The sequence below is a fragment of the Streptomyces sp. NPDC047917 genome (assembly GCF_043204345.1).
GTDB classification, from domain to species: Bacteria; Actinomycetota; Actinomycetes; order Streptomycetales; family Streptomycetaceae; genus Streptomyces; species Streptomyces sanglieri.
Genome location: NZ_JBIDCA010000013.1, coordinates 208,156 through 232,196, shown reverse-complemented (window position 1 = coordinate 232,196; position 24,041 = coordinate 208,156). Strand labels below are relative to the sequence as shown.

21 protein-coding genes and 1 pseudogene are annotated in these 24,041 nt (G+C 69.5%); 10 read left to right on the top strand and 12 right to left on the bottom strand.

The features are described from left to right. Window positions 1–28: 28 nt before the first annotated feature. Together ACGF8B_RS30620 and ACGF8B_RS30615 are read right to left on the bottom strand one after the other, a co-directional pair. The gene (locus tag ACGF8B_RS30620; RefSeq protein ID WP_392745117.1) at window positions 29–1,171 is read right to left on the bottom strand and encodes a glycoside hydrolase family 3 N-terminal domain-containing protein; all 1,143 of its coding nucleotides are present in this window, start codon (window positions 1,169–1,171) and stop codon (window positions 29–31) included. A 194-nt stretch (window positions 1,172–1,365) separates the two neighbouring features. After that, the gene (locus ACGF8B_RS30615) at window positions 1,366–2,157 is read right to left on the bottom strand and encodes a GH25 family lysozyme (RefSeq protein WP_392745114.1); all 792 of its coding nucleotides are present in this window, start codon (window positions 2,155–2,157) and stop codon (window positions 1,366–1,368) included. A gap of 864 nt (window positions 2,158–3,021) precedes the next feature. Between ACGF8B_RS30615 and ACGF8B_RS30610 the strand changes: the two genes are divergently transcribed. Next, window positions 3,022–3,585 carry a cysteine hydrolase family protein gene (locus ACGF8B_RS30610; RefSeq protein WP_392745112.1) on the top strand — a complete coding sequence of 188 codons (564 nt, stop codon included), beginning with the start codon at window positions 3,022–3,024 and terminating at the stop codon, window positions 3,583–3,585. Window positions 3,586–4,242: 657 nt separating this feature from the next. After that, window positions 4,243–4,575 (top strand): glyoxalase superfamily protein, encoded by a 333-nt coding sequence (locus ACGF8B_RS30605; protein ID WP_392745111.1) that lies wholly within the window; start codon window positions 4,243–4,245, stop codon window positions 4,573–4,575. Between the two features lie 6 nt (window positions 4,576–4,581). Here the strand turns inward: ACGF8B_RS30605 and ACGF8B_RS30600 are convergent, their stop codons facing one another. Next, window positions 4,582–5,310 (bottom strand): ArsR/SmtB family transcription factor, encoded by a 729-nt coding sequence (locus ACGF8B_RS30600; protein WP_392745109.1) that lies wholly within the window; start codon window positions 5,308–5,310, stop codon window positions 4,582–4,584. Between the two features lie 201 nt (window positions 5,311–5,511). Between ACGF8B_RS30600 and ACGF8B_RS30595 the strand changes: the two genes are divergently transcribed. Beyond that, window positions 5,512–5,922 (top strand): GNAT family N-acetyltransferase, encoded by a 411-nt coding sequence (locus ACGF8B_RS30595; RefSeq protein WP_392745107.1) that lies wholly within the window; start codon window positions 5,512–5,514, stop codon window positions 5,920–5,922. 81 nt (window positions 5,923–6,003) lie between these two features. Here the strand turns inward: ACGF8B_RS30595 and ACGF8B_RS30590 are convergent, their stop codons facing one another. Further along, complete coding sequence (locus ACGF8B_RS30590; protein ID WP_392745104.1) at window positions 6,004–6,588, bottom strand: hypothetical protein; 585 nt, start codon at window positions 6,586–6,588, stop codon at window positions 6,004–6,006. 205 nt (window positions 6,589–6,793) lie between these two features. Continuing rightward, the gene (locus tag ACGF8B_RS30585; RefSeq protein WP_392745103.1) at window positions 6,794–7,456 is read right to left on the bottom strand and encodes a GDSL-type esterase/lipase family protein; all 663 of its coding nucleotides are present in this window, start codon (window positions 7,454–7,456) and stop codon (window positions 6,794–6,796) included. Window positions 7,457–8,270: 814 nt separating this feature from the next. Here ACGF8B_RS30585 and ACGF8B_RS30580 point away from each other — a divergent pair. Further along, complete coding sequence (locus ACGF8B_RS30580) at window positions 8,271–8,723, top strand: nuclear transport factor 2 family protein (protein ID WP_392745100.1); 453 nt, start codon at window positions 8,271–8,273, stop codon at window positions 8,721–8,723. Window positions 8,724–9,237: 514 nt separating this feature from the next. Here ACGF8B_RS30580 and ACGF8B_RS30575 read toward each other — a convergent pair. Further along, complete coding sequence (locus ACGF8B_RS30575) at window positions 9,238–9,465, bottom strand: hypothetical protein (protein ID WP_392745099.1); 228 nt, start codon at window positions 9,463–9,465, stop codon at window positions 9,238–9,240. A 419-nt stretch (window positions 9,466–9,884) separates the two neighbouring features. Between ACGF8B_RS30575 and ACGF8B_RS30570 the strand changes: the two genes are divergently transcribed. Next, on the top strand, window positions 9,885–11,417 hold the full coding sequence (locus ACGF8B_RS30570; RefSeq protein WP_392745096.1) for an MFS transporter: 1,533 nt from the start codon (window positions 9,885–9,887) through the stop codon (window positions 11,415–11,417). Between the two features lie 11 nt (window positions 11,418–11,428). Here ACGF8B_RS30570 and ACGF8B_RS30565 read toward each other — a convergent pair whose 3' ends face one another. Beyond that, on the bottom strand, window positions 11,429–12,361 hold the full coding sequence (locus ACGF8B_RS30565) for a sigma-70 family RNA polymerase sigma factor (RefSeq protein WP_392745093.1): 933 nt from the start codon (window positions 12,359–12,361) through the stop codon (window positions 11,429–11,431). A 73-nt stretch (window positions 12,362–12,434) separates the two neighbouring features. Between ACGF8B_RS30565 and ACGF8B_RS30560 the strand changes: the two genes are divergently transcribed. After that, complete coding sequence (locus ACGF8B_RS30560) at window positions 12,435–13,148, top strand: FMN-dependent NADH-azoreductase (RefSeq protein WP_392745090.1); 714 nt, start codon at window positions 12,435–12,437, stop codon at window positions 13,146–13,148. A 138-nt stretch (window positions 13,149–13,286) separates the two neighbouring features. On the opposite strand, the gene ACGF8B_RS30555 is transcribed toward ACGF8B_RS30560, so the two are convergent. The 5 genes from ACGF8B_RS30555 to ACGF8B_RS30535 all read right to left on the bottom strand — a co-directional run bounded on the left by ACGF8B_RS30555 (window position 13,287) and on the right by ACGF8B_RS30535 (window position 19,549). Next, window positions 13,287–14,909, bottom strand: coding sequence for a beta-N-acetylhexosaminidase (locus tag ACGF8B_RS30555; RefSeq protein ID WP_392745088.1), 1,623 nt, complete (start codon window positions 14,907–14,909; stop codon window positions 13,287–13,289). 8 nt (window positions 14,910–14,917) lie between these two features. After that, complete coding sequence (locus ACGF8B_RS30550; protein ID WP_392745085.1) at window positions 14,918–15,778, bottom strand: carbohydrate ABC transporter permease; 861 nt, start codon at window positions 15,776–15,778, stop codon at window positions 14,918–14,920. Further along, entirely contained in the window at window positions 15,775–16,812 is a 1,038-nt protein-coding gene (locus ACGF8B_RS30545; protein ID WP_392745082.1) for a carbohydrate ABC transporter permease, read from the bottom strand. The genes ACGF8B_RS30550 and ACGF8B_RS30545 overlap by 4 nt, the downstream gene beginning before the upstream one ends. Beyond that, entirely contained in the window at window positions 16,799–18,136 is a 1,338-nt protein-coding gene (locus tag ACGF8B_RS30540; protein WP_392745079.1) for an extracellular solute-binding protein, read from the bottom strand. Before ACGF8B_RS30540 ends, ACGF8B_RS30545 begins: the two co-directional genes overlap by 14 nt. Before the next feature lie 225 nt (window positions 18,137–18,361). Beyond that, complete coding sequence (locus tag ACGF8B_RS30535) at window positions 18,362–19,549, bottom strand: ROK family protein (RefSeq protein ID WP_392745076.1); 1,188 nt, start codon at window positions 19,547–19,549, stop codon at window positions 18,362–18,364. Window positions 19,550–19,942: 393 nt separating this feature from the next. On the opposite strand from ACGF8B_RS30535, the gene ACGF8B_RS30530 reads away from it, so the two are divergent. The 4 genes and pseudogenes from ACGF8B_RS30530 to ACGF8B_RS30515 all read left to right on the top strand — a co-directional run bounded on the left by ACGF8B_RS30530 (window position 19,943) and on the right by ACGF8B_RS30515 (window position 23,785). Beyond that, entirely contained in the window at window positions 19,943–20,653 is a 711-nt protein-coding gene (locus tag ACGF8B_RS30530) for an endonuclease/exonuclease/phosphatase family protein (RefSeq protein WP_392745074.1), read from the top strand. Between the two features lie 376 nt (window positions 20,654–21,029). Further along, window positions 21,030–22,631: a right-handed parallel beta-helix repeat-containing protein gene (locus ACGF8B_RS30525; protein ID WP_392745071.1), complete on the top strand. Its 1,602-nt coding sequence runs from the start codon at window positions 21,030–21,032 to the stop codon at window positions 22,629–22,631. Between the two features lie 131 nt (window positions 22,632–22,762). Continuing rightward, window positions 22,763–22,885, top strand: a pseudogene (locus ACGF8B_RS30520) (LacI family DNA-binding transcriptional regulator); the annotation flags it as partial. Window positions 22,886–22,936: 51 nt separating this feature from the next. Further along, window positions 22,937–23,785, top strand: a complete 849-nt coding sequence (locus ACGF8B_RS30515) for a LacI family DNA-binding transcriptional regulator (protein ID WP_392745300.1) — start codon at window positions 22,937–22,939, stop codon at window positions 23,783–23,785. Window positions 23,786–24,041 lie beyond the last annotated feature (256 nt).

Here is a 24,041-nt window from a genome sequence, read left to right as displayed (position 1 = left end):
GGACCGTACCGGCTGGGGTGTCGTCCCGTCAGGACAGGTTGCCGCGAAGGGCGTTGACTCGCCCGGCGCCCGCGTCAAAGGCCGCACCGTCGAGTGTGCCGGCCGCCAGGGCCTCGCCCAGTGCGGTCACCGCCTCCTCCCCCTGGGCGGCGTCGCGGGCCGAGCACAGGATCAGGTCCATGCCGGCCGCGGCTGCCAGTACAGCCCGCTCCGCCGTGCCGCCGTAGTCCCGAAGCGCCCCGGCCTCCAGCGCGTCGGTGATCGTCACTCCCGGGAAGCCGAGCCGGTTCCGTAGCTCGCCGACCACGGTCGGGGACAGGCCGGCGGGCCGGTCGGCGTCCAGCGCGCGGTAGACCGCCCAGGAGAGCATGACCAGCTTGGTCCCGGCCGAGATCGCCGCACGGTACGGCACCTCGTCGACGCTGCGCAGCGTGGACACGGACGTGGTGAGGGTGACGGGCCCCAGGTCGGTGTTCTGGTTCGCGGAGGCGGGTCCGAGGCCGGGAAAGTGCTTGGCGGTGGCCGCAACCCCGGTGTCCTGCTGCGCGGTGATGAAGGCCGAGCCACATGCTCCGACCGCATCCTGGTCCTTGCTGTACGACCGCTCGTACTGGTCGGTGAAGTCGCCGGCCCTCCGGTACACATCGAGCACCGGCGCCAGGTTGACGTTCATCCCCACGCCCGCGAGGTTCATGCCCGCACCGCTGCCGGTGAACTCCGCCTGTCCCTCCGGGTCGGTGGAACCGCCCACGTCCTTCGCCGACAGCACTGGCTCGCCGGGCAGGCGGCGCACCATGCCACCCTCCTGGTCCGTCATCAGGAGCAGCGGGGCCTTCACGGGGGCGGAGGCGTTCGCCTCGTTCATCTCCCGGACGACGCCCTCGATCTGGCTCAGGCTCTCGATGTTCTCCCCGAAGAAGATCACCCCGGCCGTACGGCCCTGCCTGATCGCGTCCATCAGCCCGGCCGGCGGTGTGAGCCCCGGGTAGGAGTGGATGACGCACTGTCCGGCGCGTTGTTCCGGGGTCAGGGCGGGCAGGGCGGTACGCGCCCTTTCGGGAACGCGCACGGCCGCGTCCGAACGGCCCGCCAGCCCCATCCCGCCGGCCAGGGCCGCTGTTCCGGCGAGCAGCGCGCCGCGCCTGCTGAGGGGATGTGGTGTGGAGCTCATGGCTTTCTCCTTCGCGAACTGTCGTTGTGCCCGGCCCGGACCATCGGCCGGCGATCCGGGCCGGAGCAGACCAGTCGGTCGGCGATCCGGGCCGGAGCAGACCAGTCGGTCGGCCGGTCTGCTCCGGCCCACGGCGCCGGTCACGCCGGGGTCACCGGTCCCCGGAGGTGATCACCGGGCGCTCGGGGCCGCCGTCACGGAGTGTTGTTGGCCAGGGCCAGCAGGCGGGAGCGATCGCCGCTGAAGCGGTCGCGGTCGACGTTCCCGGAGACGCCGCCGACCGAGCCGGTGGACGTGTACTGCCAGACGGTCCAGAACGGGAAGCCCTGCGGAATGCTGGGGCTGCCCGCGGAGGTCCAGTGGGCCACCCACAGCGGGCTCCTGGCGGACATGCCCGTCCAGCCACCGGTGCAGGAGTTCCACCAGCTCGCGCTGGTGTAGATCACGATGTCACGGCCGGTGCGGGCCTTGTACTTGTTGTAGAAGTCGAGGATCCAGGACTGCATGGCCGCGGGCGTCTTGCCGTAGCAGGTGCCCTCGATGTCCAGCACGCCGGGGAGGGTCAGATTGTCGCGGGACCAGGCGCCACCGTTGCTCGCGAAGAAGTCCGCCTGTGCCGCGCCCCCGGACACGTCGGGCCGCGCGAAGTGGTAGGCGCCCCGGATCACGCCGGCGTTGTAGGCGCCCAGGTAGTTGGCGCTGAACGTGGGGTCCTTGTACGTGGTGCCCTCGGTCGCCTTCATCCAGGCGAACTCGATGCCCGCGCCACGGACGGAGCCCCAGTTGATGCCGCCCTGCCAGCTGGAGATGTCCACGCCCACGGGGTTCGCCAGGAGGTTCGCGTCCGGCGCCGTGTCGAGCTTGAGCTGCCGGGTGTCCGGCTTGAAGTCCTTGCGGTCCTGGACGTAGCCCACGCCCATGTAGCCCTTGCCCTGCGGCACGGCGTTGTCCGACGACATCGGTGCCGAGGAGGCGGTACCCGACATGAGGCCGAGAGTCAGCGCGGCACTCGTGCCGAGGACACCTGCCGAGGTGAGTACTTGCCGTATGGACTTGGGGGAAAGGTTTCTGGGGAACAAGGGTTCCTCCTGCTTGGTGGGGGGGGTGAGATTCAGTGGTTCCGAGTGGTCCTTCGGTGCGGTGGATCTCAGCGCGCCGGCGCGGGTACGGTGCGACGCGGCAAACAGAAAGGTCGGCGTGCATCCGGTCAGGAGGAGTCGGGCGTGCGCTTTCCCGTAGAGGGATCTACGCGCGTCCGCTTGACGCGAACACGACACATTGAGCCATGAGAACACGTGCTCGGTAAATAGTTTTCCGACTCGTTAGTGGTCTAGACCCATCTGCACTCCAGTGAACTGCGGAAACGGCTCGACGTAGGCAGAAATTTTTTCAAGTGGGCGGAACGGAAAGGGAGTTCACGGCCCAACTGAGTGACGTTGCACCGGTGGCGCGGGACACGGCACCGATCCCTCAAGACCGGCCTGTGCCGCGCCCGAGGGAGGGTGGGGACATGTCGCCACCCTCCCGTGGAGCGCGTTCGGGGCCACGAGAAGGCGCCGACGCCGTGACGATCGGCCCTGATCCCGGATGACGACGGCAGCCCCGAGCACTCGGGCCGGATCAGCGCAGAGGATGGGCCGGTGCGGAAATCGCTGCTGCGCCGCCGCCCTTCTCCCCGCATGCGCGACCAGCCGCCCCTCGGATGTACCGGCCCAACTCGCCCTGGCGGGCCGCCTGGTGTACCGCGCACCCGGCAGGCACACTGCCACGGTGCCCGCGACCGCGCACTTCCCGGGCATGGTGAACCCGTCCCACTTCAGTTCCGAACCGATGCCGCTCCTGGAGATCTAATGGCCAGCGCCCTTCTCGTGATGGATGTCCAACGAGCCGTGATCGACATCGCCGACGACGGCTCGGGGTACCTGCCTCGCCTGAGCAGGGCAATCGAGGCCGCCCGGGCTGCGAACGTCCCCGTGATCTACGTAGTCATCGCGTTGCGCCCCGGCTTTCCGGAAGTCAGCCCGCGCAACAGGGCTCTCACCGCCGTGGCGCGGGCCGGACTCCATGTCGAGGGCGAGGCCGGCACCGAGATCCACCCGGATGTCGCGCCGCGGCCGGGTGAGGTGGTGGTCACCAAGAGACGAGCGAGCGCCTTCTCGGGGAGCGACCTGGACGTGGTGCTCAGGGCGCACGGCATCGACAGCCTGGTCCTCACGGGCATCGCCACCAGCGCCGTGGTGCTGCACACCTTGTGCCAGGCCAACGACCTGGACTTCGGCCTCACCGTCCTCGCCGACGCCTGTCTGGACACCGACCCGGAGGTGCACCGGTTCCTCACCGAGAGGCTGTTCCCGCAGTGGGCGGACGTCGTCACCGTCGACGACTGGGCCGACGCGATCACACCCCGTTGCTGAAGGCCCGGTCAGTACCGCTTCCGCTGGGGCATGTCATCGGACGGACCGATCCGCGCATCGGGCTCCGGCACCGGTGAGAGATCATGCGGCGGCGGCCGGAAAATCCGGACGAATTCCGGGTGTTCGCCTCAAGACCGTGCTCGACCGGGTGCGGTGAATACGGCATTTCGCCGGAGCTTCGCTCAGGACATCCCTGGCACCACGCGGGCGTGCACATGCGGCTGAAGTTGCGACAGATCCGACCGCGGATCGGGCCACGGGAGTACCGGGTGTTGCAGCCGTGGCACCCGCTGCCGCACACCGCGCTCGCCGGCCCGACCGGCTTCGGCCGGCTGGTCGGCGATCACGACGGTCTGTGGCGGCTCGCCGCGCTCTTCTCCTTCGCCGCCTGCTCCCGGCACACCATCGTGCACATCCCACTGCGGGACGGGGTACCCATGGATGGTGGGTACGAGCCGTACCTGGAGGTCTGTGGCGGCCGGGTCGGCCTCGTCCCGGTCCACCACACGCTCGCCCTGTGTCCCACCGCCTGGCCCGACCTGAGCCGCCGCCTCGGCCGGGGCGGTCCGCTCACCGTCCGGACCGGCGGACCACCTGTGGCCGGGTGCCGGACCGAGCGGCGTCCGCCTCGCCCGACCGGCCTGAGACGATGGGCACATGGACGAGCAAGTGATCCCCATTCTTCGCGTCGAGGACGCTGCGGCAGCGGTCGAGTGGTACGGCCGTCTGGGCTTCACCAAACAGTGGGAACATCGCTTCGAACCGGGACTGCCCGCGTTCGTCGAGATCGCCCGGGGCCAGGTCCGGCTGTTCTTGTCGGAACACTCGGGCGACGCCCGCCCCGACACGCTGGTGTACATGCGTGTCCACAATGTCGAAGCTGTCGCCGCCGAGTTCGGCGTACACGTGGAGGACGCACCGTGGGCACGTGAGATCGAGCTTCAGGACCTTGACGGCAACCGCCTGCGGATCGGCACGCCGGCCGAGTGAATCCGCTCAGCGGCGCGCTGCGCCAAGCTGCTCCGGCGGCAGGCCCAAGTAGTCGTTCCATGCCCGGCGGCCGGTGGAGGTCACGGCGAGCGCGCGCGTCGTTCCGATCCTTGTGACCCAGCCGACGGCGAGGGCGTGGCTGCACAGCGCGGCACCTACCGCGCCTGCCAGGTGGGGCCGGCGCTCGGTCCAGTCCAGGCACGCGCGCACCGGCGGGCGGTGTGAGCCACTCGGCACCGTGATGCCGACCTCGGCCAGCCAGGACACTCCCCTGCTGGTCAGTCCGGGCTCGGACCCCCACTCCAGCAGGCCCCGCCCGACCATGGCGTCGGTGATCGCCAGCGCGACGGTTCCGGCGAGGTGGTCGTAACACAGTCGGGCACGGGCCAGTGCCTGCTGACGGCCGGAGGCCGACAGTGAACGCGGCCGGGCGGTCCGCTGCGGGGCGAGCGCGGCCAGGCCCTCGATCAGCTCGACCACCCGGTGGTCGGCCACTCGCACGTAGCGATGGCGTCCGTGCCGCTCCTCGGCCAGGAGTCCGCCGCTGACGAGCAGGTTCAGATGCGACGTCGCGGTCGAGGGCGCGACCCCGGCATGACGTGCCAGCTCGTTCGCGGTCCATGCCCGGCCGTCGAGCAGGGCCAGGCAGAAGGCCGCCCTGGTCCCGTCGGCCAGCAGCCTGGCCACGGCAGCCAGATCGACGCCCACGTCCCGACCTGCGCGCTGAGTGTCCATGCGGCCAATTGTCGCCGACCTCGGTTCGATGCCCGTCGAAGCGTCCGCGCCATAGCGTCACCGGATGCCCGAGGCGCCCTTGGGCCGGAGGCGCGCCGCCTCCGCTCACACACCGGAGGAACCATGCCCGCGTCCGAGCCGCCCGTAAGCGTGCCGCCGTGCCCCGAACCCCGGACAGATCTCGTGGTCACCGATTCCCCGATGCCTGCGGACATCGCGGTGATCTCCGACGCACTGGACCGGTTCAACACCGAGAGGACGGGAATCGACGACCGCAGACCGCTTGCCGTTCTGGTCCGTGATCCCGAGACACATCAGGTGATCGGCGGACTGACCGGGCGTACCTCGCTCGGGCTGTTCTTCGTCGACCTCTTCTTCCTGCCTCCTGGGCTTCGTGGCAGCGGACTGGGTGGAGAGATCCTTCGACAGGCCGAGAACGAGGCCCGCGCCCGCGGCTGCCGCGCGGCCGTGCTCTACACGATCACTTTCCAGGCACCCGGCTTCTATCGGAAACAGGGCTGGAGGCTCCTGGGAGAGGTGCCCTGCGATCCGCCGGGGGCCGGCCGAGTCTTCATGACAAAGGCGCTCGTTGCCGGGGCCGGCAGCGTCTGACCGGACAGCGGGATGGGGCGTCGTCCGGCGCGGCACGGGACGGCGTCCGTCCACCCTGGATACGGGTACGGACGTCGCGTCTCATCGCCCGACGAGGAGGGTCCACCGGCTTCCGCCGCCGGTACGAGTGTGTCCCAGCAACCGCGCCTGCTCGCTCTTCAGCCGTGTGAACCTGTCGCAGGTGTACTCCTTGAGGTCCCGCCCCGGAAAGGGGATGAGCGACAGGTGCTCTTCGTAGTTGCCCTGGGCCCACCGCGCAGCCGTGATCTCGTAGCCCGCTACATGGGCGCAGAGCTGGAGGAGGGCCTGGGGCATCTCCTCCTCGATGAGAAGGTCGGCCCTTGTCACCACCACGTCCCGCATGGTCTTGATGTTCGGTATGAAGACGGTGGTGGCCCAGGTGCGCCACTGCGCGAGTTCCTGATCGGTGGGTGGCGTGTCGTGTCGGAACGGGTCACGACCGTCCGGTCGGGCGTACCTCTCGGAGAACGTGTCGTAGGTGCGGCTGTTGGCTTCCATGAGGGCGAACAACGGCCCGTAGAAGTCGCTCAGTTGCTGATTGACGCGCGCGAGCCGGGCCTGCCTCTGCGCAAGGCGCAGGCCGTTCAGGTAGGTCGCCAGGTAGCCGATGAACGCGAGCCCGACGGTCAAGATCACTGTAACCATGACAGGGGATGCTATGGGTCTGCTCGTCGGGCCGGGGCGAGGGGACGCGCTCCGGCGACGCGGGGTACGGGTCGGCTCCGGCCGCGTCCGTCGCGGCCCGTACGCCGGGTGGTGCCCGGCGATCGGACCGCGACGGCGCCGAACTGCGGTCGCCCGCCGGGGCGGGCCGTGAACAGCACCGGTTCGCGAGTGGTCACGAGGCCGATCACATGACCAGGCGCAGCCAGGCCGCCGCGAGTGCGGCGTGGCCGGCCGGCGTCGGGTGTACACCGTCCGCGCTCCAGTACTCCGGTCCGGTCGTCGCGGCGAGGTCGGCGAACATGGCGTCGGCGGCGAGCAGTTGCGCGCCGTAGGAGCGGGCGAGACTGCGCACGGCCTGGATCTTCGGGTCCAGATCGGTACGCCATTGCCTTCGCTCCTTCTCTCCGATGCGCATGGCACCGGCCTCCACGACGCCGTGGACCGGCAGAAGGAACGGCTCGATGAGGATCAGTTCCGTGCCCGCCCCGGCAAGGGGCGCGAGGAGGCGGTCGTAGCCCGCCGCGAAATCCTCCACGGGGATCACGTACCCCTTCGGGTCCAGCGTGTGCCAGCCCATGTCGTTGACCCCGACGAGGATCGACACCACGTCCGGGCGCGCGTCGAGTACGTCTGCCTGCCAGCGGGCTTCGAGGTCCATCACCTTGTTGCCGCTGATCCCGGTGTTCAGCCAGGTCACCGGGCGATCGGGATGCCGCAGTCCCCACTCGCCCGCGACGCGCAGCGGATAGCCGAAACCGAGACCGTCCTCGCTCTCCAGCCGTTGGCAGTCGGTGATCGAATCACCGGTGAACATCATGGTGCTTCCCGGTCGGACAGTGATCGTCATATGCGCTCCTTGGATCCCGAACCCACAGCCGGATGGGCACCCGGCCGAACCTCTCGAAAGGTGCCAGCGCCCACCGACATCCGACCGACAAGCCCCGAGACGCCACCGACACCACGGCGCCGGCCGCCGATCGCCCCTGGTCAAAGCGTCGCTCGACCAGGCCGATGGCGGCGGCCGCGAGGATGTCCCAGCCGACGTACCCACAGATCCGGCGGGCGCTCACACTCGCCCCGCGCCGGGCTCGGGCCTTCGAGTGGTCCACGGACCCGCTGTTCGTCGGCAAGGTCCGCGATGTCGTCGCCCACTACTGCCGGCGGGGCTCCGACCCGGGTCACTGGGCCGTGTCTCACAATTGATCTCGACCGCCCCGGGTATCGGGCCAGGTCGCCGACCGGGGCGCCACGTGAGCAGAGGTGGCCATCGCGGTGTTGGTCCTCCGGCTCAGGACGGACGGCTGACCGCGGCGTCCAGTCCGAGCCGGACCGCACCAGCAGTCCGGGCTCGGTTCCAGGCCGGCTCGCCCGAGGTCGCATCGCTGTTCACCAGGTCCGGACGGGGGCGGTGACACGCTGCGCCGGACGGCGGGCCGCACTCTCCTGCCGCCGGCTTCGGCCTCGTCGGCCGACTGCGGACTTCGGCCGCTGCGCGCGTCACGGGAGACTGGGCGGCGGGCCCCACCTGCCGCGGCACCTGGGCTGTTGCAGAAATGGGTCGGGGTGGCCATTACCCGCGAGGTAATCGTCGAAGGCCCCAGGGCTGGAAAGAATGCGATCTCCCCGCGTCGATACGCGGTTCCGCAACGGAAGGAACGGCCATGCCCTCGGACACACCCACGACCACGCGCTCCGTGGTGGAGGAGTTGCTGCGTCGGATCGGCGAGGGCGACCCCGATCGCATCGCCGAACTCTATGCCGAGCGGGGCGACTGGAAGCTGGACTGGCCGGAGTCTGAACACGGCCGCGTTGCCACCCCGTGGATCCGGCATCGGCGCACACGCAGCGACGCCGCGGCCCACTATCGCGAACTCGCGGAGCACCATGTGCCCGGGCGGGAGGCAACCGAGGTCGAGCGCGTCCTCGTCGATGGCAATGATGCGGTCGTGCTCGGCGAAATCCGCCAAACCGCCCGGCCCACCGGGCGTGCGTATCGTGCGCGGTTCGCACTGCACCTCACGGTCGAGCACGGTCTGGTCACCCGTCACCATGTCTACGAAGACAGTCTCGCCGTTGCTCAGGCGTTCAACCCGGAGTGCGGTGAGGGCCGTTAGCCGCATGGGCGGCGAGTGATCGCAGCCACACGTTGCCGGCTGCGACCTGCCCAGTCACCTCGTGGTGGACGACCGGTTCGCCGTGGCGGGCCGCGACATCACGGTGCCCCTTGAGCGGGTCGCTCGTGCATCGGCCCGCGTGCCGCTCCCGGAGGACCGCACCGACCGGCGGCGGTCCTGCCCAAGGCATGGACCGCCTCGTCGGTACCGACGGTGGACACCGGCGCGGGCTGCGCGATTCCGCCGCCGTCGGCCGACCGGACGACGCCCGGTGCGAGGATGTCGAGCAGGCCCCGCAGATCGCCCGGTCTCGCACGAGTCCGGCGTGTTCGCCAGGTCGTCGGGCCGACCGGCAGGCCGCACACGCGGGCCGTCCCAGATTCGCTGGATCCTGGGCAGGCCGGCTCTTACCACGGCCACGGCCACGGCCACGGCCACTGCCACTGCCACTGCCAAGGTCAACGCCGACGCCGACGCCCGAAGGTCGCCGCCACGGCCGTCGCATCTCCTGCCCTCAGCGGAGATTCCCGGTGAGCCAGGCCAGCAGTCTCGGCTTCTCGTCGCAGTCCCCTACACCGTCGGCTGCCAGGTAGTCGCTGTAGCGCACGGTCTTCATCGGCGCGTCACACGCCGGGAGCCGGACGGGTTGCCCCAGGTACCAGCCTGATGCGAATACGGCGGCCAGGACGGCGGCGGCCGTCACCCTGCGCGGGGTGATCCATGCGAGTCTCGGTAGGGGCATGACCGGCGAGCCTACCGGCAGGTCGGCGGGAGGGTTCGGCCGAGGCGGGCGATCCGGCGCAACCCCCCGGCCGGAGCCGTCGAGCTCAAGAGACGCTGTCGGCTCGGCAAGATTCCGCGACCACCCTCACGTGCCGGTAGCCGGCTCCCGGGTTCCGCACGCGTCCCGCCGCATACGTGACGGCGAGGCCTCTGGACAGCGCCTCGCGGATGCAGACGCTCGTCGGAGCCGGCGTACCGAGCGTGACGAAGGGCCCCGCGTGGACGGTACGTCTCCTTGGGACACACGGCCGGCGGCCGTGTGTACCGGTCCACCGGAGCGGCGTCCGGCATCACCGTCCATTGTCCGACCACAGCGCGAGTGATACATTGGCGTCTCAATTAAGACTCATACGTCTTACCCAACCCTCTGGAGTCTCAATGTCCCGCCCCGCCGTGACCCCGGTCGCAGACCGTGTGCACGCGCGCCGCTGGGTCGTCCTGGCGATCCTCTCCGGCAGCCTGCTGCTGATCGCGATGGACACCACGATCCTCAACGTCGCCTTCCCCTCGCTGGTCGCCGATCTTCAGCCTGGTGCCGTGGAGCAGCTGTGGATCATCGACGTGTACGCGCTCGCCCTGTCCGGACTTCTCGTGACCGCCGGTGCGCTGGGTGACCGATGGGGTCGCAAGCGACTCCTGCTGGTCGGCTTCGCACTGTTCGCGGCGGCCTCGCTGGGCGCGGTGGCAGCCACCGAGGCGTGGCATGTGATCGCAGCCCGCGCGCTGCTCGGCGTCGGCGGCGCCGCGATCATGCCCACCACGCTGTCGATCCTGCGGCACGTCTTCACCGACGCCCGAGAGCGGGCGTTCGCCTACGCGGTGTGGGCAGCGGTCATGGGAGGCGGCATGGCGCTGGGCCCGGTCGTGGGAGGGCTCCTGGTCGAGGACTACGGCTGGCAGTCTGCCTTCCTGCTCAACGTGCCCATCGCGCTGACCGTCATCGCCCTCGGTATCCGGTTCCTGCCCGAATCGTTCGCTCCCCGCGCCGGACGCTGGGACTGGACCGGCGTCGCCCAGTCCATCGTCGGCATGATCGCGCTGGCCGCCGGTATCAAGCAGCTCGGCAAGAGCGGGCTCGCCTCGCCCCTGCCCTGGCTGATGCTGGCGCTCGCAGCCGTCGTCCTGACCCTGTTCGTGCGCCGTCAGCTACGCCTTGCCCACCCCCTGCTGCATGTGCGTCTGTTCACCAGCCGTGCCTTCAGCGTCTCGGCCACGGTCCTCTTCCTGGGCATGGTCGCGCTCGGCGCAGTGCTGTTCCTGCTCACGCAGTGGTTCCAGTACGCGCAGGGTTACTCGCCTCTCCAGGCGGGACTGCGGGTACTGCCCGCACCCTTGGCCCTGGTGGTGACCTCCCTGCTCGCACCGGCACTCATGCGTGCCCTTCCGATCCGCCACGTCATGGCATCCGGCCTGGTCCTGATGGCCGCGGGACTGGCCCTGCCCTGGCTGGCCCAGGACGGTGACGATCACCTCGGGTACCCCGTCATGGCGGCCGCCCTCGCCCTCATCGGCTTCGGCGCCGGGCTCGCCACGACGGTGGCTTCGGTGACCCTGATGGCCGCCACGCCCAACGAGCACGTCAGCGGCGCGGCCGCGATCGAGGAGACCTGCTACGAGCTCGGCGCCGCCCTCGGGGTGGCCTCGCTCGGTTCCCTGGCCGGAGCCCTGTACCGGAGCAGCCTGCCGGCCTCCGTCCCGGCCGCGGCACACGACTCGGTGGGTGAGGGAGCCCATGCCGCCCAGGAAATCGGTGGCGCCCAGGGTGCCTCGCTCCTGGAACAGGTGGCCCGCGCCTTCACCCACGGCATGACACCGGCCTTCGCCATCGGATCCGCTCTGGCCCTGGTCGCCGCGGCGGCGGCCTGGGCCTGGATCCCCCGTGGCATCCGGCCCACCGAGAACGCGCACTGACCGGTCCGCCGTCACCCCTGCCGGCGGCCGGTGCGGTGAAGGAGCTCGGCGTCGACACCGCTCTCGGTGAGAACGGCCAGGTCGAGGCGGTGGAGGCGGTCGGGATCCGCAATCACTTCGTACGCCGCGATCCTGTCCTTCTCGACGGTGAAGGTGAGCGCGATCAGCAACCGGCCGCGCGGAGCCACCACGAGCCCCACCCTGCCGTCGACCAGGGCCGGTTCCGCGAGACGCGACCTGTGCGCGAGGAGTACGGTCCCCTCCGCCACGGCCCGCGCGCCCCGGAGCTCGGCGGCCGCGCCGGGGGTCAGCACCGCGGGGTCGCTGCGGCGCACCACGTCGGGTGCGAGCACCGCGAGAATCGCGTCGAGGTCACCGGCCCGAGCGGCCGACAGGAATGCGGAGACGACCCGGCGGTGACGGGCGAGTTCATCCGCAGGGACCGCGGGAACGCCCCGCACCTTGTGGCGCGCGCGGCTGGCGAGCTTCTTGGTGGCCACGGGAGTGCGCTCCAGGATGGGCGCGATCTGGCCGAACGGAACGGCGAACATGTCGTGCAGCACGAAGGCAACACGTTCGGCGGGCTCAAGGGCGTCCAGCACGACGAGCAGCGCACGGCTCACCGAGTCGGCCAGCAGAGCGCTGTCCTCCGGCCGGCTGCCCTGAGCGGGCTCCGAGACCTGGTCGAGCACCTGCTGTTCGGCAAGGTCCTCCCGCCGTGCCGTGCGGGCGCGCAGCATGTCGAGGCAGATGCGCGTCACCACGGTCCGCAGCCAGCCGGCCAGATTGTCCACGGCGCCGACATCCGTCCGGCCCAGACGCAGCCACGCCTCCTGCACGGCGTCCTCGGCTTCGCCCGGTGAGCCGAGCAACCGGTAGGCCACTGCCTGAAGCCGGCCCCGTTGCGCCTCGAAGTGTTCGGCCAGCCCGTCGCTCTCGTTCACCGGTCACCTTTCCTCGTCCCTACTCGTCACCTCTATGACGAATGCAAGCAGCCCGAGGTGACAGGAGAATCCCATGACGTCCTTGCTGCATCTGGATTCCAGTGCCGATCGCTCCGGTGATTCGGTCAGCAGGGAACTGACCGCGTTGTTCGCCGAGACCTGGCGCGCTGAGCACGGCCGTGCCGGAGACCGTTGTCGTTACCGGGATCTGGCCGCCGATCCGGTCCCACCACTGGATACGGCCTACTGCACGCTGGGGCGGCGGCTGGAGCGGAACGGTCTTCCTTCCCCGGCCGACATCGGCGCATGGATCCGCAGCCCGGCGGAGGAGCGGGAGTGGGCGCTGACCCGTCCGCTGATCACCGAGCTGCTGGCCGCCGACACCGTCGTGATCGGTGCCCCGATGTACAACTTCTCGGTCTCCGCCCTGCTCAAGGCGTGGATCGACCGGGTTGGGTTCCCCGGCGTGTTCACGCACCCGGACACCGGGAACAGCCTGTTGCACGCCACGAGGGTTGTGGTGATCACAACGCGGGGCGGTTCCTACGGCCCGGGTACTCCGCGGGAGGCGTGGGACTTCCAGACGCCGTACCTACGGGCCTACTTCGGCAAGCAGGGCGTGGCCGAGGAGAACATCCACTTCGTCAGCGCCGAGCTGACGATGGCCGCGGTGGTGCCGCACCTGGCCCATCAGCAACCACTGGCGGCCAATTCGCTGGCCTCGGCACGGGAGGAGGTGACCGCGCTGGCCGCCGCCCGCCTCCCGGTGGGCCGGACCACCGGGTGAGCCCGGCTCCGGGCGTACGCGGAACGCGGACGTGAGTGAAGGAGCCGGGCCCGGGGCGACCGGTGATTTCTGCGGAACCGGCGGCCTCCTCCGCCGAGGCCGCCGGTCGGATCGTCGGTGCCCTGCGGACTGCGGTGGTCAGGACCTGATGTCGGCCACGAGTCCGTCTATGAATGCCTCCCGCTCGGCGAGCGTCGACGGCCGCCCCACGATGCCGGGACGGGTCTGCCACGGCAGGGGGCCGGTCTCGCGGCGGTACTCGACGCCGACGGCGTCCAGACGGGCCAGATGGTGGTCCAGGCGGCCGCGGAACTCCTCGTACCGACGCTCGCCGGTGGTCCACAGCGCCTCGGCGACGGCGCAGAGGCGGGGGAACGCGAAGTAGTCGACGGTCCGTGGCGAGTCCATGTGCTCGGTCCAGATGTTGGCCTGGCCGCCCAGGACGTGTTCGCGTTCCGCGTCCGTCAGCTCGGGCGGAACCGGGTCGAATCCGTACGCCGTCTCCACCGTGACGGGCACGGCCACGGGGATCGGCTCGTCGGACCGGTCGGACTGCCGGTAGTCGAGATACACCTGGTCGTCCGGGCACGCGATCACGTACAGGCCCCTGCGGGCCGCGGTGACGGCACCGGTCATGCCACGCCACGAGGCGACGACGGATCCGGCCGGCACCTCGTCCTCCAGCAGGTCGTCCCAGCCGAGCAGACGGCGTCCGCGCGATGTGATGTGTGAGCCGAGTTGCCGTACGAACCAGGACCGCAGCTCGTTCTCGTGGCGCAGCCCGCGTTCGCGCATCAACTCCTGGGTGCGCGTGTCCTCGCTCCACTCGGTCGTGGGGCACTCGTCGCCGCCCACTCCGACGACCGGGCCGGGGAAGAGGTCCATGATTTCGTCGAGGACGTCGCGGAAGAAGGCGACGGTCGACTCCTCGGTGTTGAGGACGCGGGGGTTGACGCCCCAACGCGTCCACACTTCCGCCGGTTCGCCGCCGACCCCCAGTTCGGGATAGGCCGCGATCGCGGCCTGGGAGTGCCCGGGTATGTCGACCTCGGGGACGACGGTGATGTGCCGCTGTGCCGCGTATCCGACGATCTCGCGGATGTCGTCCTGGGTGTAGAAGCCGCCGTGCGGTCGTCCGTCCCCCGGCGCCTCGGGGGGCGCGCCGAGCGGGGACTCCCGCCGCCACGCACCGACCTCGGTGAGTCTCGGGTGCCGCAGGATCTCCACCCGCCAGCCCTGGTCGTCGGTGAGGTGCAGATGCAGTGTGTTGAGGCGGTGCATGGCCATCAGATCGAGGAAGCGCAGCACGTCGTGCTTGGGCATGAAGTGGCGTGCCACGTCCAGCATCGTGCCGCGCCAGGCGAACCGCGGCGCGTCCTCGACGCGTACGGCGGGCGCCGCCCATCGCACCCCGGCCACCTCGCAGCGGCGGTGGACCTCTGCGGGCAGCGACTGCAGCAGGCTCTGGCATCCGTAGAAGGCGCCGGCCCGGTCGCCGCCTTCGACGACGATGCCGTCGGAGCTCACCCGGAGCCGGTACGCCTCCGGGCCGAGGCCCTCGCCGAGCCGCAGGTCGATCGTGTGCTGTGCCTCGGGCAGGTGCGAGAGGAACGGCAGGTCCAGGCCGGTGGAGGGCCGCAGGACCGACTGCAGCCAGCGGGCCGTGGAACGCAGCTCCGGCGCGGCGGTGATCGCGGTGGAGGCGTCGAGAACGAACTCGCCGTTGCCGGTCTGCACTGATGTGGGGCGAGGGAGGAACATCGGGCGGATCATCCTTTCACTGCTCCGGCCGACATGCCGGAGACCAACTTGCGCTGAATGAGGAGGAAGAACACGACCACCGGGAGGGAGAAGATGACCGAACCGGCCATCTGCGCGCTGTAGTCGGTTCCGCTGGCGGGGTTGGTGAAGGATGCCAGCCACACCGGCAGGGTGTACTGGCCCCGGTCCTTCATGAACGTGTAGGCGATCAGGTAGTCGTTCCAGGCGGCGATGAACGCGAAGATGCTCGACGCGATCACGCCCGGCAGCACCAGCGGGAAGAGGATCTTCCAGAGCACCTGCCAGGTCGAGGCTCCGTCGAGGCGGGCGGCCTCCTCGATCTCCACGGGAATGGCCGCGAAGAATCCCCGCATCACCCAGATCGAGAACGGTAGCGCCAGTGCGAGGTAGGCGAGTATCAGTCCGGTGTAAGTGCCCAGCAGTCCGGCCTCGTTGAAGACCAGGAAGGTGGGAATGAGCAGCGCTGTGCCCGGCAGCATCTGTGCCACGAGGATCGCGACCATGACGGTGCGCCGGCCCCGGAACCGGAACCGCGAGACCGCGGCCGCCGCGAACAGGCCGAGCACGACGGCGACGATCACTGTTCCGCCGACCACGAGCAGGCTGTTCCACAGGTTCGTCCAGAACCCCGTCCGGTTGAGCGCGACATCGAAGTTGTGCAGGGTGGGTGAGCCGGGCCAGAAGTGCGGCGTCGCCGTCATCGCCTCGGCGCGGGGCTTGAGCGCGGTGTTGACCATCCAGTAGACCGGGAAGATCCACACGAGACAGAACACGATCGCGATGCCGTTGCTGAGCAGCCGGCCCCGGGTCGCGATGGAACGGGTGCCGCGTGTGCGGAGCTTGGTCACAGGTCCTCCCCGGAACGCAGCAGGCGTCGGATGTACAGGGCGGTGACGGCAAGCAGCATGATGGTCGTGATGACGGACAGCGCCGCGCCCTGGCCGACCCGGAATGCCACGAAGGCGGTCTTGTAGGCGAAGACGCCCAGTGTGGTCGTCGCGGAGTCGGGCCCTCCGGCCGAGACGAGCCAGATCTGGTTGAAGACGTTGAAGTCCCAGATCACCGACATCAGGGTGACCAGTGTGAGTGTCGGGCGGAGGAACGGGAGGGTGACGGACCACCACAGGCGCCATTCACCGGCCCCGTCGAGGCGGGCGGCCTCCTGCAACTCTCCCGGCATCTGGCTCAGGGCCGCGTACAGCGTGAGCGCGATGAAGGGTACGGCCTGCCAGACGATGAGCAGCCAGATGGACAGATAGGCAAGGGGCGCGCTGTTCGACCAGTCGGTGTTGGTCATGTCGCCGAACAGGCCGGTCCGGGTGAGCAGCCAGTTGACCACTCCGTATCCGGGCTGGAAGAGCCACTTCCACACGAGGGACGAAGCGACAGTCGGCATCGCCCAGGCCAGGATGAGGACGATGGTGACGGTCATGCGCATGGCCGTGCCCAGCCGGGTGAGGAGTTGGGCGACGCCTGCTCCCACGGCGACGCTTCCCGCCACCATCGCGGCGGTGAACACAACGGTCCGGGTCAGGGCGTCCCAGAACTCCGGCTGCGACAGGAGGTCGGTGTACTGGCGGGTGCCGACGACATCGAACGCGCCGGTGAACAGGGAGCGTTGGTCGTAGTCGGTGAACGACGCGTAGACGAGGAAGGCGATCGGTGCGACGGTGACGGCCAGCATCACCAGCCCGGCGGGAGTCAGCAGCCACCACGCGACCCACGGTCCGCGGTGCCGTGCGGCCGCGGCGCGGGTTCCGGCACCGGCGCGGCGCCGCGGCAGCGCATCGGGGGCGGGCCCGGGTGCGGAGTCCGGGAGGGACACCTTCGGGTTGTCTGCCGTCTTCGGGTTGCCGCGGACGGGCTGGTCAGTGCTGGGCATTGAGTACCCTGCCCACCGTCTTGTCGAAGGTTTCGGCCGCCTGCTTCGGGCTACCGGTGCCGGAGGCGATGGAGGAGAACACCTTGTCGATGTCCTTGTTGCCCTCCACTGCCGCCCAGTCGGCGGCGGCCGGGGTGGCCTTGGATCGCAGAGCCGCGTCGAAGAACCCCCGGAACAGGGGGTCGGCCTCGCCTCGGGCGGCCTTCACCGCACCCGTGCTGTTCGGGATCCAGCCGTCGTGGCCGGCGACCCACTGCTTCTGCACGGACGGTGCGGTCGCGATCTTCACCCACTGCAGGGCGAGGTCCGAGTTGGCGCTCTTCGCAGCGATGCCCCAGTCGGATCCGCCGAGCATCACGGGCTGGGACTTGCCGGACCTGCCCGGGAACGGGAAAGTCCCGAGGTCGGATTCCTTGAAGGCGGGGTTGGCCTTCTTGATGAGAGCGATCGTGGCATTGGTGGCGCTCATCGCCGCCGCCTTGCCGTCCGCGAACACCCGGGTCTGGTCGGGGTTGAGCGTGTCGATGGTACGGGTGGACGGTGCGGAGAACTCGTTCTGGAACTGCTTGTACTCGTTCAGCCCGCGTTGAGCCGCCTCGGAGCCGAGCGACCCCTTCCAGTCGGAGCCCTGCTTCGCCGCGATGTCGCCGCCCGCGTCCCACACGAACTGCACACCGGTGTGCCAGTAGCGGCCCGGCAGGTAGAAGGGGGAGAAGTCGGCGGCGGTGTTCGCCGCGCGTATCCTGCGCAGGGCACCGGTCAGTTCGTCGAAGGTGGCAGGGGCGGACTTCACGCCCGCCCGGTCCCAGATCTTCTTGTTGTAGATCACCGCGCGGGCACCCGCGAACGAGGGCACGGCGTACAGCCGGCCGTCCACCGTCGCGGGCTCTTCGAGACCGGCCAGCCAGGACTGCCCCTGCTTGAGATCCTTGGTGTACGGGGTGAGGTCCATCAGCCCTCCGCTGGCGGCGAAGCTCGCCACCTGCGTGTTGCCTATGTCGATGACGTCCGGCGGGGTCGAGGTCGCGAGCGCCGTGGTGATCTTGGTGGTGATGCCGTCCCAGTTCTGGACCTCCACCTTCACCTTGGCGCCGGTCTGCTGGGTGAACTGTTCGTTCATCGCCTTGAGCGTGGCGTCGGAGTAGTCGCCGTCCATCACCCATACGGTCAGGTTCTTGCCCTCACCCTTGACCACGGGGACCGCCCGGGGCTTCGTATCGCCACCCGAATCTCGTCCCGCGGACCCCGAGCAGGCGCTCGCGCCGAGGGCCGCGGTCAGGGTGACGGCCACAAGTGCGCTGTACCGCTTGCCTATATGTGTCATGGAAACTCCTGGGGAGATGGCCCTGGGAAGTGGGCCCTGAGCAGGGCGGGTTCCGCGGGGGCAGGTTCTGAGAAGGGCAGGTTCAGAAGGGCGTGCTCTGACATGAACAGGCTCTGGGCGGAACTGTCTCCGGATCGAAGGCTCCGGAAGGACGGCGTTCCGGGAGAAAGGCGTTCCGGGAGGGACAGCAGGTGCGGGGCCGGCAGCCGGTCAGGGGCTCGTGTCTCACCACACGCCGAGCTCGCCCGAGAGGACGATGCTGGCTCCGCCGAGCAGGATGAGGTCCGGGTCGCCCGCGAGTGACCGCATGGCCAGTGAGGCGCTGATGGGCGCGTATGTGCGTGCCCGGATCACCGCGGCCGCGGAGTCGAGGAAGGGGCCCTCCACAAGGTCCGGCGGGCCCAGCAGCGCGATCTCGTTGAGGTTGAGCACACTGCTGATCGGGGCGAGTACGGTGCCCAGCGCCCGGCCCGCGTCGGCGAGTACGTCGTCGTGTTCGGACGGGTCGCGGCCCGCCAGGCGTTTGCGCAGTTCGGCCGCGTCGATCAGTGGTTCCAGGCATCCGCGATGTCCGCAGACGCACGGATCGCCGTCCTCGTCGACGGTCACGTGCCCGATCTCGCCGGCGGCGAACTGCTCGCCCTCGACGAGTTCGCCGCCCACGATCAGGCCCGCACCCACACCGTGCTCGATGGTGATGACCATGAGGTTCTGTGTCTTGGCGTTCCGGAAGTGCAGTACGGCGAGCGCGGCGATGTTCACGTCGTTGCCGACGTAGGCCGGCACACCGAAGCGTTCCGAGAGCTGGGTGGCGAGCGGTAGTTCGCTCCAGCCGAGATGCGCGGCGTGATGGATGACTCCGGCATCGCCGACGATGCCGGGCGAGCCGACCCCGATGCCGAGTATGCGGCGCGGCGCGAGGTCCACCAGCTCGCCGACGAGCTCGTGGACCAGGCCGATGGCACGTTCACCGACGATGTCCCCGTACTGGACACGGGCACGATGGACCACCTCGCCCCGGAGGTTGAGGACCGCGCCGCTGAAGTGTGCGCTGCCGGACAGGTCCAGGGCGAGGATGTGGGCGGCGTCGTCGTCGATCCGCATCACGCTCGCCGGCTTGCCCAGTCGGCTGTCCTTGCGGGGACCGGTGTCGACGACGAGCCCGTCGCCTTCGAGGTCGGCGATGAGCGCGGACACCGTGGGGGCCGTGAGACCCAGGGTCCGCGCCATCTCCGATCTGCTCATCGCGCCCTGGTGGTACAGCGTCGCCAGAACCAGCGCGCGGTTGTGGATCCTGCTGTCCAGCGTGCTCGCCTTGGTCCGCTCGGGCGGCTGCCGACGCGCGGACACCCGCGCCAGCCCGCGCTCGGCGCGGCGGCGGGGGTCGGTCGACGGCAGGAACGGCTCGGACACAGAGTTCGCCTCCGGGTAAGTAAAGACCCTTTAATTAAAGGACTTTGGATATGTTCGGGGCGAGCGGCCCCGACGTCAAGGGATCGGCGCGAACAAAATCCGGGCCCCCATATCCGACCATCAGGCCATTGAATGGTGAAACGGTCATCTCTGAACAATTCGCCAGTTGAGTGTTTGACTGAGCGCGGTTATGTTCAACCACCTTCGGAACGCCGTGAGTTGGCGTTCGCTTTCTGTGTGATTCGGAGGTGTGGTGTGTCTCGTACAGGGAACAGATGCGCGTTGATCATGGTGACGGCCCTGACCGCTGTGACGGCTCTGGCCGCTACCGGGACGGCGTCGGCGACGTCTGCGGCGTCCCGGATGTCGGCGGCCGGACGTGACGTGACGGTGATGACGTTCAACATTCACCATGGTGCGGATCCGGACGATGTGCTGAATCTGGATCATGTGGCCCAGGCGGTACGGCGGTCGGACGCAGATGTGATCGGCCTGCAGGAGGTGGACCGGCACTTCGGCTCGCGCAGCGACTTCGCCGATCAGGCGGAGTGGCTCGCGAATCGACTGGGCCTGCACCTGGCCTACGGCACGAACCTGGACCTGGATCCGGAGAAGCCGGGCGACCCACGACGTCGGTACGGAACAGCGGTCCTCTCGCGCTTCCCGATCGTGAACACCCGCAATACGCTCCTTCCCCGTTCGGAGACGGGCGAGCAGCGGGGGCTGCTGGAAGCCGATCTCATGGTCCGGGGAAAGAAGATGCGTTTTCTGAACACACATCTGGAGGACACCTCGCAGGCCGAGCGGCGGACGCAGGTGGCGGCGATCAACGTGATCGTGAACGGCTCCCGTCTTCCCACCGTGCTGGTGGGCGACCTCAACGCGACACCGGACAGCGACGAGATCGCTTCGGTGACGAAGCGGCTGACCGACACCTGGCCGACCGCGGGCAAGGGGAACGGATTCACGTACGACTCGGTGAATCCGCGGGAGCGGATCGACTACGTGTTCGCCTCGTCGGGCGTCGAGGCGCGACGGGCCCGGGTGCTGGACGTGACGGTCTCCGACCACCGGCCGCTGCGGGTCGAGATCAGCATCCGGTAACACGGGCCGACATGCCACCGCGGCGCATCAGGACCACCGGGAGGCCGCCTGGTTTTGCCGGCCTCCCGGACCGTGCCCGCCTCGTCCGACGTCCTGCGGCCGCTCACCGGCCCGCACCACCTTCACGTCCGGGTCGAGCCGGGCCGTTCGGGGCGTAGCCGGGCATGAGCCAAGCCGGGCCGAGCACTGAGCCGGGCGGAGAGGAGCGACTCGTCCGCTTCCCGTCCCGCCATCTTCCGAGCCGCCGCCTCGCGACGCTCCGCAGCTCCACAACAGCACACCGGGCGGGCAACGCCACGCCCCTGCGAACCGAAACCCACGCCAGGCCGGCCGACTCCGACCGCGTCGGGCAAGCAACCAAGGAAAGCGGAGACAGATGACCATACCCTTGCCACGCCGCTCCGGGACCGTACGGGCGGCAGTCGCAGCGCTCGTCGCCGTCGCGCTGGCCGCGTCCACAGCACCGGCCGCTTCCGCGTCCGCACCGACCACCGCCCGGGGCAACTCGGGGCAGGTTCAGTACGTCGACTGTGGGGCCGCGTCCGGAAAGGAGAACGGCTCGCGCAACCAGCCCTGGAGGACTCTCGATCAGGTCAACCGCCTGAACCTGAGGGCCGGCAGTTCGATCCTCCTCAGCCGCGGCAGCCGCTGCACCGGCACCCTCGCCCCGCAAGGCACCGGAACGCCTGGCAGGCCGATGGTGATCGGCGCATACGGACGGGGTGCGAAACCGGTCATCGATGGCGGTGGGAACGCCGAGACGCTGTTGTTGAAGAACACCCAGTGGGTCGAGGCGAAGGACCTGGAGATCACCAACTCCGGGAATCCCGGCCGCAACAAGCGTGGCGTACGGGTACAGCTGGAGGACTTCGGGACGGGGACGCACTACCGGCTCACCGGCCTCGACATCCACGACATCCGTGGTGACGACACCAAGGGCACCGAGGGCTCCGCCGGCATCCTCTTCTCCGTCACGGGCTCGAAGAAGCCGACCAGGTTCGACGACGTGGTCGTCTCCGGCAACACCGTCCGCACCGTCGACCGCGAGGGGATCTACTTCGCCTCCACGTGGAACAACCGCCCGGTGCACGGGGACTACGACCCCGACGGTCCCGCGTACCTGCCCTCCACCCGCATCGTGGTACGCGGCAACACCCTCAAGGACCTCGGCGGAGACGGCATCGTCATCACCGCCACCGACAAGACCCTCGTCGAACACAACCGCCTCGACGGCTTCCAGCGCCGCTCGGCCGGCTACAACGCGGGCATGTGGCCGTGGAACGCCGACAACACCCTCTTCCAGTACAACGAGGTCTCCGGCGGCGAGACCACCCGCGACGGCATGGCCTACGACATCGACGAAGGCACCTTCGGCACCGTCTTCCAGTACAACACCAGCCACGACAACGCCGGCGGCTTCTTCCTCGTCTGCACCGCCACCGGCACACTCGCCGACGCCGTCATCCGCTACAACATCAGCCGCAACGACCACTACCGCGGCATCGAAACCTGCTCCGGCTCCTTCGACGCCGTCCGCGCCCACAACAACACCATCTACATCGGCCAGGGCGTCACCCAGACGGTCATCAACGAGAACACCACCAACAAGCACGACATCGCCTTCACCAACAACATCGTCGTCAAAGAAGGCACCGGCGACGCCACCTTCAACCTCAAGAGCAACGCCGTCGCCCTCTCCCACAACACTCTCACCAACACCCGGAACACCCCCGGCAACCCCGACGGCACCACCGCCGACCCCCGCCTCACCGACCCCACCGGCGCGCTCCCCGGCGGACTACGCCTGCGCACCGGATCCCCCGCCCTGCGCGCGGGCACTCCCGTCCCGGGCTCCCCTCGCCGGGACCTGTACGGAAACCCGGTCGGCAATCCGCCCAACACCGGCGCGTACCAGGGCCGCGGTGTCGCCGGGCCGCTGCGGCCGACGGCCACGGCCGACGCAGGCGACGCCTCGTAGCAGCCACAGCCGGGCGGCCCTCCCGCAAGGACCGTCAAGGGGCCGCCCGGCCGAACGATAGGGTCTCCCCAGACTTCCCCCACCGGGATCAGCTCGGCGCAGAACAGGAGCGGCGTGTGAAGCGGCCGACCATGGCGGACATCGCACGCCGCGCCGGCGTCTCCAAGGTGGCGGTCTCGTACGCGCTCAATGATCTGCCGGGCGTCTCCGAGACCACTCGCGCATCGATCAAGAACATCGCCGAGGAGTTGGGCTGGCGCCCCAACAGCGCCGCCCGAGCCCTCACCGGCGGTCGGGCGCAGGCAGTGGGCCTCGCCGTGCGGCGCCCCGCCCGGACGCTGGGCGTCGAACCGTTCTTCATGGAGTTCATCAGCGGGGTGGAGAGCGTCCTCGTCGAGCGGTCGTACGCGCTGATGCTGCAGATGGTCGACTCGCAGGAGAGCGAGATCGAACTGTGCCGCCGCTGGTGGGGCGAGAGGCGCATCGACGGCATTCTCCTGATGGACCTTCAGACCGATGACCCCCGCCCGCCCGCCGTCGAGGCGCTGGGCCTGCCCGCGGTCGCCATCGGACCGCCTCATGTGACGGGCGGGCTTCCCGCGATCTGGTCGGACGACGGTGAGAGCGTCCATGAGATCGTCCGCTACCTGGCGGCACTCGGCCATCACCGGATCGCCCGTGTGGCCGGGCCCGCAGGTCTGGCGCACACGGCGGTGCGGGACGCGGCCCTGAGCAGGGCATGCCAGGAGGCCGGGATCCCCGAGGCGACCGTGATCCACACCGACTACACGGGCGACGAGGGCGCCCGTGCGGCGCGGAGCCTGATGATCTCGCCCCGGCGCCACACGGCGATCGTCTTCGACAACGACATCATGGCCGTCGCGGCACTCTCCGTGGCCCAGGAACTGGATCTCTCCGTTCCCGCAGACCTCTCGATCGTGGCGTGGGACGAATCGCCTCTCACCCAGGTCGTCCGCCCCGCGCTCTCGGTGATCACCCGCGACATCCCGGCCTACGGCGCCCGCGCGGCGAGCGCGCTCCTGTCCCTCGTCGCGGGTGAGCCGGCGGAGGACATCCGCATGGAAGGCGCCGGCTTCGTCCCGCGAGGCAGTACCGGCCCGCCGTCGCCGGGCGGCGTCCCGCACTCGCGTTGAGCAGAGATCCGTCGCACCCGGCCGAGGCTCTATGCCAGCCGGACCTTTACCGGTAAAGTTCAGATCCGCGGCCGCTGCCCAGCGTCGATTCCCTCGCACCACAATCAGCACAAGTCAGGCTCGTGCGGCCGTCATTGCCGACCGAAGCTTGATCGGTTCATGGACAGTGCGGCGAACGCGTGACCGGTCCGCCGTCCCCGAACCCCATGTGTGCCGCACGGACCGGGCACGCCGCCCAACTCCGTAAACGCATCCG